The sequence below is a fragment of the Ferdinandcohnia sp. FSL W7-1320 genome (genome assembly GCF_038050315.1).
GTDB lineage: Bacteria > Bacillota > Bacilli > Bacillales > Bacillaceae_L > Ferdinandcohnia > Ferdinandcohnia aciditolerans.
Genome location: NZ_JBBPAM010000001.1, coordinates 3,166,954 through 3,181,261, shown reverse-complemented (window position 1 = coordinate 3,181,261; position 14,308 = coordinate 3,166,954). Strand labels below are relative to the sequence as shown.

The following is a 14,308-nucleotide window of genomic DNA, read 5'->3' as shown; positions in this document are numbered from 1 at the left end:
TTTGAAGACGAATCTAACCCCAAGACAGATTGTAGAAAAATTAGATCAATACATCATTGGCCAAAATGAAGCAAAAAGAGCTGTGTCAGTAGCATTAAGAAATCGATATCGTCGCAACTTGCTTAACGAAAAGCTAAGAGATGAAATTGTACCCAAGAATATATTGATGATCGGGCCAACCGGAGTAGGTAAAACTGAAATAGCTAGGCGATTAGCAAAACTAGTTGGTGCACCTTTTATTAAAGTAGAAGCAACGAAATTTACTGAAGTTGGATATGTCGGACGTGATGTTGAATCGATGGTTCGGGACTTAGTTGAAACGTCAGTTCGCCTTGTAAAAGAGGATAAAATGGTTCAAGTATCCGAACGTGCTGAGGAAAATGCAAATAAACGAATAGTTGAACTACTTGTCCCAAGTTCTAAAAAGCAAACATCTTATAAAAATCCACTTGAGATGCTTTTTGGAGGCAATAACACTGAACCCGAAGTAGAGAAAACGAATGAAGATGAAAGCTTGAGTGAAAGAAGAAAGCGAATGGCGCATAAGCTTGCACTTGGTGAACTCGAGGATTATTATGTAACTGTCGAAGTAGAGGAGCAACAGGCATCTATGTTCGACCTACTACAAGGCTCTGGTATGGAAAATATGGGAATGAATATGCAGGATGCATTAAGTAACCTCATGCCGAAAAAGCGTAAAAAGCGTAAATTAACAGTTAAAGAAGCTCGTAAAGTCTTAACAAATGAAGAAGCCGCTAAACTAATTGATATGGATGAGGTAGCACAGGAAGCTGTAAACCGAGCAGAACAGTCGGGTATTATTTTTATCGATGAGATTGACAAGGTTGCAGGTAAAAGTCATAATTCTTCTTCTGCAGATGTTTCAAGGGAAGGAGTCCAACGTGATATTTTACCAATTGTAGAAGGTTCGACAGTTGTCACCAAATATGGTTCTGTTAAAACAGATCATATGCTCTTTATTGCAGCTGGGGCTTTTCACATGTCAAAGCCTTCAGATTTAATCCCTGAATTACAAGGTCGTTTTCCGATTCGTGTAGAGCTAACTAAGTTGACAGTAGATGATTTCTACCGTATCTTAGTTGAGCCAGATAATGCATTATTGAAACAATATTCAGCATTATTAGAAACAGAAGGTATACAACTGGAATTTTCTGACGATGCTATTCGTAAGATAGCTGAAGTTGCCTTTCAAGTGAACCAGGATACAGATAATATTGGTGCTCGTCGTCTACATACAATTATGGAAAGACTATTAGAGGATTTATCATTTGAAGCGCCGGACATTACGATGGAAAAAATCACAATTACTCCACAATATGTCGATGAGAAATTAAGTACAATTGTAAAAAACAAAGATTTAAGTCAGTTTATTTTGTAAGTTTATCAGGAGGAACAAGAAAAATGCCATTATTAGAAAGAACTAGAAAAATTAATGCAATGCTGCAAAATGCAGCAGGTAAACCAGTTAACTTTAAGGAAATGTCAGAAACATTAACCGATGTAATCGGTGCGAATACTTTCTTATTAAGTCGTCGTGGGAAACTTCTTGGTTTTGCCATCAAGCAAACGATTGAAAATGAAAGAATTAAGAAAATGATTGAGGATCGTCATTTCCCTGAAGAGTACACACAAAGCTTATTCAACATTCAGGAAACATCATCTAATCTCGATATTGAAAGTGATTATACTGCTTTTCCAATCGAGAACAAGGAATTGTTTAAGAATGGACTAACAACGATTGTTCCGATAATCGGTGGTGGAGAACGATTAGGAACACTCATTCTTTCAAGACTAGATGAAAGATTTGAAGATGATGACCTTATCTTAGCTGAATATGGTGCAACAGTTGTTGGTATGGAAATTCTGCGTGAAAAAGCTGAAGAAATTGAAGAAGAAGCTAGAAGCAAAGCTGTTGTTCAGATGGCAATCAGTTCATTATCTTATAGTGAATTTGAAGCTATTGAACATATCTTTGAAGAGTTAAATGGCAACGAAGGATTATTAGTTGCAAGTAAAATTGCTGACCGCGTAGGAATTACAAGATCAGTTATCGTTAATGCATTAAGAAAGCTTGAAAGTGCTGGTGTAATTGAATCTCGTTCACTAGGAATGAAAGGTACTTACATTAAAGTACTAAACGATAAATTCTTACTTGAATTAGAAAAACTAAAATCACATTAATTAATAAAAAGAGGCTGGGACATTAACTAGCTTCGAATAATGAAAAAGGTGAGTTTGAGCACGCTCAAACTCACCTTTTTCTATTTTTCGTGTAAATTCTCCTATTACCTTAGTTGTTGGCAGTGAATTTTCTTAAATTCACTGCCATTAAAGCTAGACCCATTTCGTTCTCCACCTTCGATTTTCCTCGAACAGAAAATCGGGAGAAACGCAAATTAGCTTTCAAGAATCCAAAAACTGGTTCCACATCGATTTTGCGTTTTCGATAGAGGGCACTCGTTTTCTCTTCTGAAAGCTTCGCTCTTACGTATTCTTTTTGCTGTTCCCACTTTTCATTCACCATTAGTTTTCGATTGTTACCTTCTTTGGCTTTTGTACATGATAAGCGGAATGGGCATCCCGAACAGTCTTCGCACTCATAGATTTTGAACTTCCGTTCAAAGCCTGTACGGTCAGTGCGAATAGAATGATATTGAAACTCAAGACGTTTATGATTAGGGCATGTATATGTATCTGTTTCTTCATCATACTGCCAATTGTCAGGGTTAAATATGTTTTGTTTAAACTTTTTGTTTTGTTCCTTCAAATACAGGTTATAAGTGATAAGCGCTTCTCGTTTTCTATTGGAAAGGATATCATTATAGTTTTGTTCACTACCATAACCTGCATCTGCGACAATGTGTTTCGGTAACTCGAAATAATGCTGCTCGATTTCATCTAGAAATGGAATTAACGTACGTGTATCTGTTGGATTAGAAAACAAACTATAAGCAAGAGTGTATTGACCTTCCGTTGCGATTTGTACATTGTAACCAGCTTTCAACTGTCCATTTCTCATATAATCTTCTTTCATTCGCATAAATGTCGCATCAGGATCCGTTTTAGAATAGCTATTACGTGTGCCAAAGATTTCTAAGTCTTCTTGGTATTTCTGTTTACGTAAGACAAAATCAATCAATTGCTTACGTACTTGTTTCGGATATTTGCGTTCGCTTCTTAAAGCTTTTCGTTCTGAAACATCTGATGTAACTTCAATTTGTTTATCATACTCGGTTACGACTTCGTCTACTTTTTGAACCAATTGAGTGAGCTCTTCCAACGATAACTGTTCGGTGTTTTCGCGTTCAATTTCAGGTATGATTTCGTTCTTAAGTAGCTCGTTGTATAGCTGGTTTGACTTTTCAATTAAGCTTTCACTATATTTCTCAATGGATTTCTTCCAAACGAACGTAAATTTATTCGCATTCGCTTCAATCTTTGTACCATCAATAAAAATAGCTTCTTGATCAATAAGTTTTTCTTCAACTAATTGGCAACGGAATTGGACGAAACATTTGCGAATTAAATCTTTCACTTCTGATTGAACACGGAATCGGTTGATTGTGCGGTAGCTTGGTTCATACCCTTGAGCTAACCACATCATACGGATACTATCTTTTAATAGGGCTTCGATTTTGCGTCCAGAGAAGACAGATTGCGAGTAGGCACACAAGATAATTTTAAGCATCATGCGTGGATGATAAGCAGGACAACCCTCATTTCGAAGAAATGGTTCGAATGCTTCTTGCGGGATACTTTCAACTAAATGATGGACATGGAAGGCAATATCATTATTTTGTAATTTTACTTCTAAATCTAAAGGCAAAATTAATTGATTCATGTTATAATCTTTAAACATAAGGACACTTCTTTCTGTTTGGATTTTGTGTGGTAACTTAATTTTAACAAAGAATGTCCTTATTTTTTATTTAAAAATAATCAAAGCCTGTGAAATTTTACTCATAGTAAAAATTCACAGGCTTTTTCAGTTCAGAGGAGGGTTTTGTCCCAGCCCCTTTTTTTGTTTCATAATTATTATAAAAGTGTTCGTAACATAATTTGTCGAGTTTTTGAAGTGGAAATATGTACTTGACGATTTTTGTAAAAAACACGTGAAACTACTCCTGTGAAAATCTATAATGATAAACGGAAACTATGAGTAGAAAGTCCTAAATTGTCGAAAATTATCACTTTTTATCACAAGCTTCATAGACAGATAGAATTAATTTCATTACAATGAAAAAGGAGTTAATACGATTCGTTATATTTATTCGAATGATAGTACTTTTTTGTGAGGGGTTTATATGAAACTTTTTTCTAATACAATACATTCACTTGAAAAAGCTTTGGATTATTCAGCTTTAAGACAGAAGGTCATTTCAAATAATATAGCAAATGTGGATACACCAAATTATAAAGCACAAGATGTGAGCTTTAAAAATCTTCTTGCTAATGAGACGGAAAGCCAAATGAGAGCTAATCGAACAAATGAAAAACATATCGAATTTACAAGCAGTAAACGTTCGAACAATCCGCTCATTGCGAAGAACGATACTGCATATAACCATAACGGTAACAATGTCGATATCGATAAGGAAATGGCACTTTTAGCAGAAAATCAAATTTACTATAATGCCATCACACAAAGAATAAGCGGGAAATTCAATACATTAAAAACAGTCGTAAAAGGAGGAAACTAAAGGTGTCAATATTTCAAAGCCTCAATACAAGCAGCTCAGCCCTAACTGCCGGACGACTTAGAATGGACGTTATTTCTTCTAATATGGCAAATGTGGATACAACAAGAGGGAAACTTGTAGATGGACAGTGGCAGCCGTATAGAAGGAAAATGGTTGTTCAGCAGCCTCTAGGCAATAGCTTTTCTTCCCACTTATCAAAAGCGATGAATCAATCAAAAACAGGAAATGGTGTTAAGGTTACAGGTATTGTTGAAGATCAAACCCCATTTCAGCTTGTATATAACCCAGATCATCCTGAAGCTAATGCAGACGGGTATGTGGCTCTTCCGAATGTAGACCCTCTAAAGGAAATGGTCGACCTGATGAGTGCCACTAGATCCTACGAAGCGAATGTAACAGTTTTTAATGCGTCAAAAGGAATGTTAATGAAAGCTCTAGAAATAGGGAAATAGGTGATAAAGCATGATAGATAAGGTAAATATTACTACATCACAGGTTTTGTCGAAACCTGTTACACAGCCAAAGACTGCAAGTGCAGTTCAAAAGGAATTTAGCAGCTTTTTAAAAGATGCCTTAAATAATGTAAATGAAACTCAACAGACTTCAGATAAAATGACCGAAAAGCTTGTTAAGGGTGAAAATGTAGATTTACACCAAGTAATGATTGCTTCTGAAAAAGCAAGTGTGTCATTGCAAACGACACTTCAAATTCGAAATAAAGTTGTGGAAGCATACCAAGAAATCATGAGGATGCAGGTTTAGTCCGGGATTTTAAATATTCTACTTAGGGGTATGTCATGAAAGAGAAACTACTATTATATAAGACAAAAATAGGCGAGTTTTGGAATAAACAATCTGGCTTTCAAAAAGCTACAATTATTGGTTTGCCATTGCTTTTCATTTTTATTATTTCGCTTACTGTGTTTTTTACAACAAAAACAAACCTAGTTCCTATGTATAGCAATCTATCTCCACAGGAAACAGGACAAATAAAAGCGACGTTAGATTCAAGAGGAATTCAATCTGAAATAGCGGATAATGGATCGACCATTAAGGTGCCAGAGGAACTGGTAGAACCCTTAATGGTCGAACTTGCGGCAGAAGGAATACCAGATAGTGGTAACATTGATTATTCATTCTTTGGCCAAAATGCTGGATTTGGGATGACCGATAATGAATTTAATATGTTAAAACTTGAATCCACACAAACAGAATTAGCAAATATGATCAAGAGCATCGATGGGATAAACGATGCGAACGTTATGATCAGTATGCCGAACGAAGGAATTTTTGTAAAAGATAGCCAAGCAGAGGCCTCCGCATCAATCGTACTTAACACGAAACCCGGATATAAATTAGACGGGCAGCAGATTAAATCTTTATATCACTTGGTTTCCAAAAGTATTCCTAACTTACCTACTGATAATATCGTCATAACGAATCAAAACTTTGAGTATTTTGACTTAGAAAATGAAGGAAATGTATCAGTTATAGGAAATGTAGCCTCACAGCTTGATTTGAAACGTGAGATTGAAAGAGATATTCAAAGACAGGTTCAGCAAATGCTAGGGACGATGATGGGACCAGAGAAGGTTTTTGTATCTGTAACTACGGATATTGATTTCACTCAAGAAAACCGTCAAGAAAATTTAGTCACACCCGTTGACCCTGAAAATATGGATGGAATCGAAATTAGTGTCGAACGTATTACTGAAACCTATACAGGTGAAGGAGCCCAGGCTGGTGGAGTTGTTGGTACCGGAGAATCAGATGTCCCATCCTATAACACTGATGGACAAGCTGGTAATGGGGACTATGAACGAATCGAAGAACGTGTGAATAAAGATGTGAATCGAATTACAAAAAATATTGTTGAAGCACCATATAAAATTAGAGATTTAGGAATCCAGGTAATGGTTGAAGCTCCAGACCCGAAAAATCCTACATCAATGCCACAGGAAAGTGTCGACGATATCGAGAGAATATTGAGCACTATCGTAAGGACTAGTATTAATCAAGATGAAAATACTGAGTTATCACAAGAAGAGATACAGGATAAAATTGTCGTTTCAGTTCAAGAATTTAGTGGAAAAACGAATACTGTTCCTGAATCACCAATCATTAAAGCAATTCCTTTATGGGTGTATATTGTAGGTGGTATTTTAGTACTTGGCCTAATCATTCTATTAGTTTTCTTTTTACGTAAAAAGAAAGAAACAGAGATTGAAGAGATAATCCCTCAACCAGAACCTGTATTCTTTAATCAAATTCCAGATCTTAATGAAGAAAAAGAATCGGAAACAACGGTTAGAAGAAAGCAATTGGAGAAGCTTGCGAAAGATAAGCCTGAAGACTTTGCAAAATTATTACGTTCATGGTTAGCAGACGAGTAGGAGGTGGAGAAATGGCAAAACGAGATATGCAAAACGGACTCACCGGAAAACAAAAAGCGGCCATTCTCCTCATTTCACTTGGCCCGGATGTTTCGGCTTCAGTGTATAAGCATCTTTCAGAGGAAGAGATTGAGAAACTAACTTTAGAAATATCAGGGGTTCGTAAGGTGGAAGCAAATACAAAGGAACAAATTATGGAAGAGTTCCATCAGATTGCAATGGCTCAGGATTATATCAGCCAGGGCGGAATTGGATATGCAAAAACGGTACTCGAAAAAGCTCTTGGTGAAGAGCAAGCAGGAATTATCATTAATCGACTAACATCTTCATTGCAGGTTAAACCGTTTGATTTTGCAAGGAAAGCAGATCCAGGCCAAATTTTGAATTTTATTCAAAATGAGCATCCACAGACAATTGCTTTGATTTTATCGTACTTGGATTCAAGGCAGGCTGCACAAATATTATCTGAGTTGCCACAAGAGGTTCAAGCAGATATAGCTAGAAGAATCGCCATTATGGATCGAACTTCACCCGAGATAATAAATGAAGTTGAACAAATATTAGAGCGTAAACTCTCTGCTACGGTGACACATGATTATACACAAACAGGTGGTATTGAGGCAGTTGTCGAGGTATTAAATGGTGTCGATCGCTCAACTGAAAGAACAATATTAGATGCACTCGAAATACAAGATCCAGAACTTGCTGAAGAAATTAAGAAGAGGATGTTTGTATTTGAGGATATTGTGACACTCGATAATCGTGCAATCCAACGTGTAATTCGAGATGTGGAGAATGAAGATCTTATGCTTTCCCTTCGTGTTGCAAGCGAGGAAGTCAAGGGAATTGTCTTTAAAAACATGTCGAAGCGAATGGTCGACACATTTAAAGAAGAAATGGAATATATGGGACCGGTTCGATTGCGTGATGTTGAAGAAGCTCAAACTCGTATTGTAACAGTCATCCGTAGACTAGAAGAAGCAGGGGAAATTGTCATCGCTCGTGGCGGAGGAGATGATATTATTGTCTAACGTTATTAAGTCAGGTTCCTTGCAGACGACAAACGATTCTCCTAAGAGAGTCATCGGACTTAAAGTTCTACAAACAAAAGAAACGAATAATGTCGAACCACAGCCAAATTCACTTTTAGTCTCTCAAAAAATAGTAGAAGAGGCTAGAGAACAAGCGGATAAAATTGTGAAAGATGCGATTTCCTATTCAAACTCACTTAGGCAACAAATATTAGTGGAAAAACGTGAGTGGGAAGAAGAAAAACAACTGTTAATTAATAAAACATCAGAAGATGGCTTTCAAGCTGGATTGGTTGAAGGTAGAGAACAGGGCTATCAAGAATATAGAGATTTACTTGCTGAGGCTCGTAAAATTATTGATCTATCAAAGCAAGATTATGATCGATATCTTGATTCTTCTGAAGAAGTCATTGTTAAGCTTGGCTTAACAGTAGCAGAAAAAATCATTGGCTCTCATCTTTCTGAGAAACCAGAGGATTTTGTTTTTCTCGTTAGAAAGGCGACTAAAGAAGTAAAGGAACATTCTAATATTATGATTCAAGTCAGCCCACATTATTTTCAATATGTGATGGAGCGAAAAGAGGAGTTAATTGCCATCCTTAATCGAGAAACTGATCTTTTTATCTATCCGAATGAAGATTTCAAAGAAACAGATTGTGTGATTGAATCATCCTTCGGAAAGATTAATGCAAGTGTAGATACTCAACTTACAGAGATAAAAGAAAAACTGCTTTCTTTGCTATTGGAGGAATAGGTCGTGAAGGCAATCGAGCTGCTAGATCAAATCCATACAATTGATTCATATAAGCGGTACGGTAAGGTGACAAGAGTTGTTGGCTTGATGATTGAATCTCGTGGACCGGAATGTTCGATAGGCGATTTATGTCTTATTTATGTGGGATTAACACATAAAAGATGTATTCAAGCCGAAGTAGTCGGTTTCCGTGAAGAGCATGTAATCTTAATGCCTTTCTCAAATGTAAAGGATATTTCACCAGGCAGCATCGTGGAAGCTACTGGCAAGCCACTTGATATAAAAGTCGGGGAAGGTTTACTTGGAAAGGTATTAGACCCATTAGGACATCCCCTTGATGAAAGCGGACTTCCTAGAGGATTGTCGTCGGCTCCTACTGAACAGGATCCTCCTAACCCACTATCTCGCCCTCCAATAGAAGAGCCAATTGAGGTTGGTGTCAAAATGATTGATACCCTCTTAACGGTTGGTAAAGGACAACGTGTTGGAATTTTTGCAGGAAGTGGTGTTGGTAAAAGTACATTATTAGGAATGGTTGCTCGAAATACAACTGCTGACATTAATGTAATTGCACTTGTTGGAGAGCGTGGACGAGAGGTAAGAGAGTTTATAGAAAAGGATTTGGGTGAAGCGGGCCTTAAAAGATCGATTCTTGTGGTGGCGACTTCAGATCAGCCGGCACTTCTTAGAATCAAGGCAGCGATGACTGCTACTGCGATTGCAGAGTATTTCAGAGATAAAGGTTTAGATGTCATGTTAATGATGGACTCTGTTACCCGCGTTGCAATGGCAAGCAGGGAAATTGGCTTAGCGATTGGGGAACCACCAACAACGAAAGGATATACACCGAGTGTGTTTACCACACTTCCCAGACTATTGGAGAGAACTGGTACCAATCATTTAGGCTCAATAACTGCTTTTTACACAGTACTGGTAGACGGTGATGATATGAATGAACCGATTGCCGACACAGTTCGAGGTATACTTGATGGGCATTTTGTTCTTGATCGAAGTCTAGCTAACAAAGGACAGTATCCTGCAATTAATGTATTAAAATCGATTAGCCGTGTAATGAACCAAATTACATCAAGCGAACATAAAGCTTATGCAGAAAAAATTAGAGGGATATTGGCCACTTACCTTAATTCAGAAGACTTAATCAATATAGGGGCTTATAAAAGGGGTTCTTCAATTGAGGTTGATGAAGCAATCAGATATTATCCTAAGATTATTTCTTTCTTAAAACAACAAACCGATGAAAAATTCACGTTTGAAGAAAGTGTACACTTATTAGCACAATTGGCCGAAAAAGGTGAATAAAACAAATGAGTTATACGTTCAAATTTCAAAAAGTGATGTCGCTAAAAGAAAATGAGAAGAATCAAGTTCTTTCAGATTATAAAACATCTGTCAAAGAATTCGAAGAGGCTGCAGAAGCTTTATACGATTCTTTAAAAAAGAAGGAAATACTTGAAGAAAATCAAAGACAGCAGCTACAAAGCGGCTTATCCATTCAAAGTATTAGACAACAACAGTCTTTTATTACTAGCTTAGAAAGAACAATTATGTATTACCAAAATCTTGTTATAAAAGCAAGAAACAAAATGCAACAGCTACAATCATTGCTAACCGAAAAAAATATCGAGGTTAAGAAATACGAAATCATGCATGAAAAAGATTTTGCTATTTATGAGGGACTATTAAAAATACAAGAAAGTCAAATGATGGATGAAATTTCAATCCAACAATATATGTCAAAAGGAAGATAGGTGATCAAATGGAGACAAACGAAAAAGAATACAGTAGATTTCAATGGTTCCTGTTTGTCATTCTTATACCGTCTATCTTTACTTTATTAGTAGTATTTGTACTTCTATCTGTTGCTAGTTTTAAGCCACTTGGAGTAATGAAAGATGTCGTTGCTAAAATACCAGCAGTTAGTTCTCTTTTTAGTGATGAAAAAAAGGAGCAGAATCCGGAAGAGGATGAAATAGAAATTGCTGATTTAGAGTCTGAGATACAGGAAAAGGAAACGAAAATTACGCAATTGGAAAACGAATTGGTAAAAAAGAGCGATGAAATTGAAGCATTAGAAAATGAAATTAATAACCTTTCAGATGAACTTGTAAAACTCCAGAAAGAACGTTTAGCTAAAAGCAAATCATTAAATGAATTAACTAAAATGTATGAGCTGATGTCTCCCAAAAATGCGGCAAAAATAATTCCGAATTTACAAGAAGAAGAGGCAAGGGAGATTCTTTCAAGTATTGATACAGAAAAACTAGCCGCTATCTTTGAAAAAATGGCGCCTGAGGACGCAGCGAAATTTACTCAATTGATTACACAATAATGATCCTACTAAACTTGAAGGGAGGTGAAGTAATGTGAATATGGTAGTAAATTTGGAACCATCATCTGGAGTATTCAGAAAGGCTGTTGATTCAAGTCTGGGCAATGGCTTAATCCAAGGTAATAATACTTTTGAATTGTCCTTTCGGGAGAAATTAGATGCAATTTTAGAGAACGACCCAAAACTTTTCGGAGATCCTAAATTAAAGCTTACTCCTAATTTTAATGCAGGAAAAGAAGAGGATTCCACATATATGGCTACAACCAATCAAGCATTATCTGAATTCCAGTCTTTTGTAAAAGAAGAATTCGATTTATCTGGTTTAGAAGATGTATTTCTGACACTTCCACCTGATTTGGTAGACCAAATAAAAGTATTTATCACTGGAATTCAAAATGGTGAAATCGAGCTGGGAGTTGGACAAGCGTATGGAGAAGCTGAACAATCTGCATTGCTGTTAGTGGCTACACGTTTAGTTGAAGAAAATCCAGTAATTGATCAGGCTGTACTAATAAACCTTCTAAAGCAAATGAAGATAGCTTCTAACGAGGAATTGACTACAAGTCCTCAAGTTTCGAAGGACTTAACCGATTTAAAGGCAATTAAGCTTATCCAAGAGTTGATGCAGTCGCTAGAAAACAAGACTTCTTTAGTCGAGAAGCCAAGGACAGAATCTCAGTCCCGTCTTCACTACCTGCAAACTGTACATTCGAGATATTTTTCGGCACCAAAAGGGATTGAAACGACACAGGCTGATACGTCTGGTAAGTCTATACAACAAGCAAGTACACACCAAGTTATAGGAAATTCAAGAGAAGCCATTTCTGTAGCTGATTTGAGCTCCAATCATATTTCTAGGGCTGAGCAATTTACAATAAACGTTGAACAAACGAGTAAACCGTTACCGAATCAGCAACAATTCATAAAGCAGTTTCAGAATATCCTAGCAAGAAGCAACTTTTTGAATAGTGGCGGGCAACAAAAATTATTAATTAACTTATATCCTGAACATCTTGGTTCACTACGAATTGAAATTCTTCAAAGTGAAGCAGGTATGATTGCAAAAATTTTGGCTTCAACGAGTCAAGCAAAGGAATTAGTAGAGTCACAGTTAACAAACCTAAAACACTCTTTCTTAGCACAAAACATTTCAGTCGAAAAAATTGAAGTTTCAACACAGCTTCAGTATCAAACTGAAAGAAATCTGCAAAGAGAAAATGAACAACATGGTCAGCAATCAGGAAGACAACAGAAGGAACAAAATAATCAAGAACAAAATGAGGATGTTTCTTCCTTTACAACTGCTCTATTGGATGAGCTTGTCAATATTAAAATTTAGGTGGTGATGAATGTGACTACAAAAATAGATTCGAGTCTTTACCTTTCAAATTTAAAGCAAGAAAGAAAAACGGGTAATGATATTTTAGGAAAAGATGATTTCTTAAAGATATTAATGACACAGCTTCAAAACCAAGATCCAATGAATCCAATGGAAGATAAGGATTTTATTGCTCAAATGGCGACCTTTACCTCGCTTGAACAAATGACAAATATGAATAGTACTTTAGAGAAATTCGTGACTAGCCAGAAGGGTGAACAGCTTTTAAAATATAGCTCTATGATTGGGAAAGAAGTTGAATACAGTTTTAAAACTGAGGATGAGAATGGAAATGAAATCATCAATAAAGGGCAAGGAATTGTAACATCTGTATCACAAAAATCAGGGTATATTGAGCTAGAGTTAAAGGACGGAACTAAGATTTATAGTGATGAAATTTTAAAAGTGAAGGAACCTTCTAACGAGGAAGAATAGGAGGTGTTAAGATGGATCATCGTATTCTGCAAATACAAAATCATCCCTTGTCATTAACAACACGGAATAAAGTGCAGCATAGAAAGCAGCCTTCCATTTCTTTTAAAGATACTCTCGCAAAAGAGTCAGAACTAGTAATAAGTAAACACGCACAAAAAAGATTGGATGAAAGAAACATTAACATTCAAGATTCTAAATGGAAAGAAATCCAAACAAAAATCTTAGAAGCAAAAACAAAGGGAATTCAAGATTCTTTGGTCGTGACTAAAAATGCAGCATTAATTGTAAATGTCCCAAATAATACAGTTATCACTGCAATGAATCGTGATGAAGCAAATTCTCAGATATTTACCAATATTAATGGAACCATTATTTTAGATTAATCATTTATCAGGCTGGACCTTAACAGGAAGCCGGGGTGTGCCGACCGATAGACGCCACCTTAATTGAAAGGGGAAAATAAAATGTTACGTTCAATGTATTCAGGAATCAGCGGTATGAAAAACTTTCAAACTAAACTAGATGTAATTGGTAATAACATCGCTAACGTCAATACTTACGGATTCAAGAAGGGAAGAGCAGTTTTTTCCGATATGATGAGTCAAACGATTCAAGGTGCAAAAGCAAATGACGGTGTAAGAGGTGGTGTGAATCCAAAGCAGGTTGGTTTAGGTTCTACATTATCTACAATTGATACTATTTCTACACAAGGAAGTATCCAATCTACTAACCGACCACTTGATTTAGCTATTTCCGGATCTGGTTATTTTACTGTATCTGATGGTACAAATGACTTCTATACTAGAGCAGGTAATTTCTATTTAGACGAAACTGGTAAATTAGTAAATGGCAGCGGACTAAATGTTGTGCCAGATATTACAATACCTTCGGATGCCCAAAGTTTTAGTATTGATTCAGCTGGTGTAGTAAGTTACGTAGACAATACCGGTAGTTTACAAACAGCAGGAACATTAGAAATTAGCATTTTTGCGAATCCTGATGGTCTCGAAAAGTTTGGGGATAACCTGTTTATTGAAACACTAAACTCGGGAACACCTACAGCAGTAACAGCTGGAAATGGGGGAAGTGGAAAATTAATGGCTGGTGCTCTTGAGATGTCAAATGTTGACCTTTCTGAAGAATTTACAGAAATGATTGTTGCACAACGTGGATTCCAAGCGAACACTCGTATCATCACCACATCCGATGAAATCCTTCAAGAGCTTGTAAACCTAAAACGTTAAGG

The 14,308-nt window shown here is 36.4% G+C and carries 16 protein-coding genes; 15 read left to right on the top strand and 1 reads right to left on the bottom strand.

What is annotated here, in order from left to right:
• The first annotated feature begins 1 nt into the window (after position 1).
• Both hslU and codY read left to right on the top strand, forming a co-directional pair.
• Positions 2-1,399 (top strand): ATP-dependent protease ATPase subunit HslU, encoded by a 1,398-nt coding sequence (gene hslU / locus NST91_RS15745; RefSeq protein WP_341331905.1) that lies wholly within the window; start codon positions 2-4, stop codon positions 1,397-1,399.
• 23 nt (positions 1,400-1,422) lie between these two features.
• The gene (codY, locus tag NST91_RS15740; RefSeq protein ID WP_099352412.1) at positions 1,423-2,202 is read left to right on the top strand and encodes a GTP-sensing pleiotropic transcriptional regulator CodY; all 780 of its coding nucleotides are present in this window, start codon (positions 1,423-1,425) and stop codon (positions 2,200-2,202) included.
• Between the two features lie 109 nt (positions 2,203-2,311).
• Here the strand turns inward: codY and NST91_RS15735 are convergent, their stop codons facing one another.
• The gene (locus NST91_RS15735; RefSeq protein WP_341329892.1) at positions 2,312-3,880 is read right to left on the bottom strand and encodes an IS1182 family transposase; all 1,569 of its coding nucleotides are present in this window, start codon (positions 3,878-3,880) and stop codon (positions 2,312-2,314) included.
• 445 nt (positions 3,881-4,325) lie between these two features.
• Between NST91_RS15735 and flgB the strand changes: the two genes are divergently transcribed.
• The 13 genes from flgB to flgG all read left to right on the top strand — a co-directional run bounded on the left by flgB (position 4,326) and on the right by flgG (position 14,306).
• Positions 4,326-4,721, top strand: a complete 396-nt coding sequence (flgB, locus tag NST91_RS15730; RefSeq protein ID WP_341331904.1) for a flagellar basal body rod protein FlgB — start codon at positions 4,326-4,328, stop codon at positions 4,719-4,721.
• Positions 4,722-4,729: 8 nt separating this feature from the next.
• Positions 4,730-5,173, top strand: coding sequence for a flagellar basal body rod protein FlgC (gene flgC / locus NST91_RS15725; RefSeq protein ID WP_121446706.1), 444 nt, complete (start codon positions 4,730-4,732; stop codon positions 5,171-5,173).
• A 10-nt stretch (positions 5,174-5,183) separates the two neighbouring features.
• Positions 5,184-5,483 (top strand): flagellar hook-basal body complex protein FliE, encoded by a 300-nt coding sequence (gene fliE, locus NST91_RS15720; RefSeq protein WP_341331903.1) that lies wholly within the window; start codon positions 5,184-5,186, stop codon positions 5,481-5,483.
• A gap of 35 nt (positions 5,484-5,518) precedes the next feature.
• On the top strand, positions 5,519-7,114 hold the full coding sequence (fliF, locus tag NST91_RS15715) for a flagellar basal-body MS-ring/collar protein FliF (protein ID WP_341331902.1): 1,596 nt from the start codon (positions 5,519-5,521) through the stop codon (positions 7,112-7,114).
• 11 nt (positions 7,115-7,125) lie between these two features.
• Positions 7,126-8,145: a flagellar motor switch protein FliG gene (gene fliG, locus NST91_RS15710; RefSeq protein ID WP_341331901.1), complete on the top strand. Its 1,020-nt coding sequence runs from the start codon at positions 7,126-7,128 to the stop codon at positions 8,143-8,145.
• Positions 8,138-8,899, top strand: coding sequence for a flagellar assembly protein FliH (fliH, locus tag NST91_RS15705; protein ID WP_341331900.1), 762 nt, complete (start codon positions 8,138-8,140; stop codon positions 8,897-8,899). Before fliG ends, fliH begins: the two co-directional genes overlap by 8 nt.
• 3 nt (positions 8,900-8,902) lie before the next feature.
• On the top strand, positions 8,903-10,219 hold the full coding sequence (gene fliI, locus NST91_RS15700) for a flagellar protein export ATPase FliI (RefSeq protein WP_341331899.1): 1,317 nt from the start codon (positions 8,903-8,905) through the stop codon (positions 10,217-10,219).
• 5 nt (positions 10,220-10,224) lie between these two features.
• Positions 10,225-10,668, top strand: coding sequence for a flagellar export protein FliJ (gene fliJ / locus NST91_RS15695; RefSeq protein WP_341331898.1), 444 nt, complete (start codon positions 10,225-10,227; stop codon positions 10,666-10,668).
• 8 nt (positions 10,669-10,676) lie between these two features.
• Positions 10,677-11,249 (top strand): MotE family protein, encoded by a 573-nt coding sequence (locus tag NST91_RS15690; RefSeq protein WP_341331897.1) that lies wholly within the window; start codon positions 10,677-10,679, stop codon positions 11,247-11,249.
• A gap of 40 nt (positions 11,250-11,289) precedes the next feature.
• Complete coding sequence (locus NST91_RS15685; protein WP_341333547.1) at positions 11,290-12,588, top strand: flagellar hook-length control protein FliK; 1,299 nt, start codon at positions 11,290-11,292, stop codon at positions 12,586-12,588.
• 6 nt (positions 12,589-12,594) lie between these two features.
• Complete coding sequence (gene flgD / locus NST91_RS15680) at positions 12,595-13,062, top strand: flagellar hook assembly protein FlgD (RefSeq protein WP_440273218.1); 468 nt, start codon at positions 12,595-12,597, stop codon at positions 13,060-13,062.
• 11 nt (positions 13,063-13,073) lie between these two features.
• Entirely contained in the window at positions 13,074-13,445 is a 372-nt protein-coding gene (locus NST91_RS15675; RefSeq protein WP_341331895.1) for a TIGR02530 family flagellar biosynthesis protein, read from the top strand.
• Positions 13,446-13,526: 81 nt separating this feature from the next.
• A complete protein-coding gene (gene flgG / locus NST91_RS15670) occupies positions 13,527-14,306 on the top strand; it encodes a flagellar basal body rod protein FlgG (RefSeq protein WP_341331894.1) in 780 nt (259 codons plus the stop codon).
• Positions 14,307-14,308: the final 2 nt, after the last annotated feature.

Coding starts and splice junctions, on each gene's coding strand:
- NST91_RS15690 (WP_341331897.1), top strand. CDS start 10,677: ATGGAGACAAACGAAAAAGAATACAGTAGATTTCAATGGTTCCTGTTT.
- NST91_RS15735 (WP_341329892.1), bottom strand. CDS start 3,880: ATGTTTAAAGATTATAACATGAATCAATTAATTTTGCCTTTAGATTTA.
- fliJ (WP_341331898.1), top strand. CDS start 10,225: ATGAGTTATACGTTCAAATTTCAAAAAGTGATGTCGCTAAAAGAAAAT.
- fliG (WP_341331901.1), top strand. CDS start 7,126: ATGGCAAAACGAGATATGCAAAACGGACTCACCGGAAAACAAAAAGCG.
- NST91_RS15675 (WP_341331895.1), top strand. CDS start 13,074: ATGGATCATCGTATTCTGCAAATACAAAATCATCCCTTGTCATTAACA.
- NST91_RS15685 (WP_341333547.1), top strand. CDS start 11,290: ATGGTAGTAAATTTGGAACCATCATCTGGAGTATTCAGAAAGGCTGTT.
- fliF (WP_341331902.1), top strand. CDS start 5,519: ATGAAAGAGAAACTACTATTATATAAGACAAAAATAGGCGAGTTTTGG.
- codY (WP_099352412.1), top strand. CDS start 1,423: ATGCCATTATTAGAAAGAACTAGAAAAATTAATGCAATGCTGCAAAAT.
- fliE (WP_341331903.1), top strand. CDS start 5,184: ATGATAGATAAGGTAAATATTACTACATCACAGGTTTTGTCGAAACCT.
- flgB (WP_341331904.1), top strand. CDS start 4,326: ATGAAACTTTTTTCTAATACAATACATTCACTTGAAAAAGCTTTGGAT.
- flgD (WP_440273218.1), top strand. CDS start 12,595: ATGAATGTGACTACAAAAATAGATTCGAGTCTTTACCTTTCAAATTTA.
- flgG (WP_341331894.1), top strand. CDS start 13,527: ATGTTACGTTCAATGTATTCAGGAATCAGCGGTATGAAAAACTTTCAA.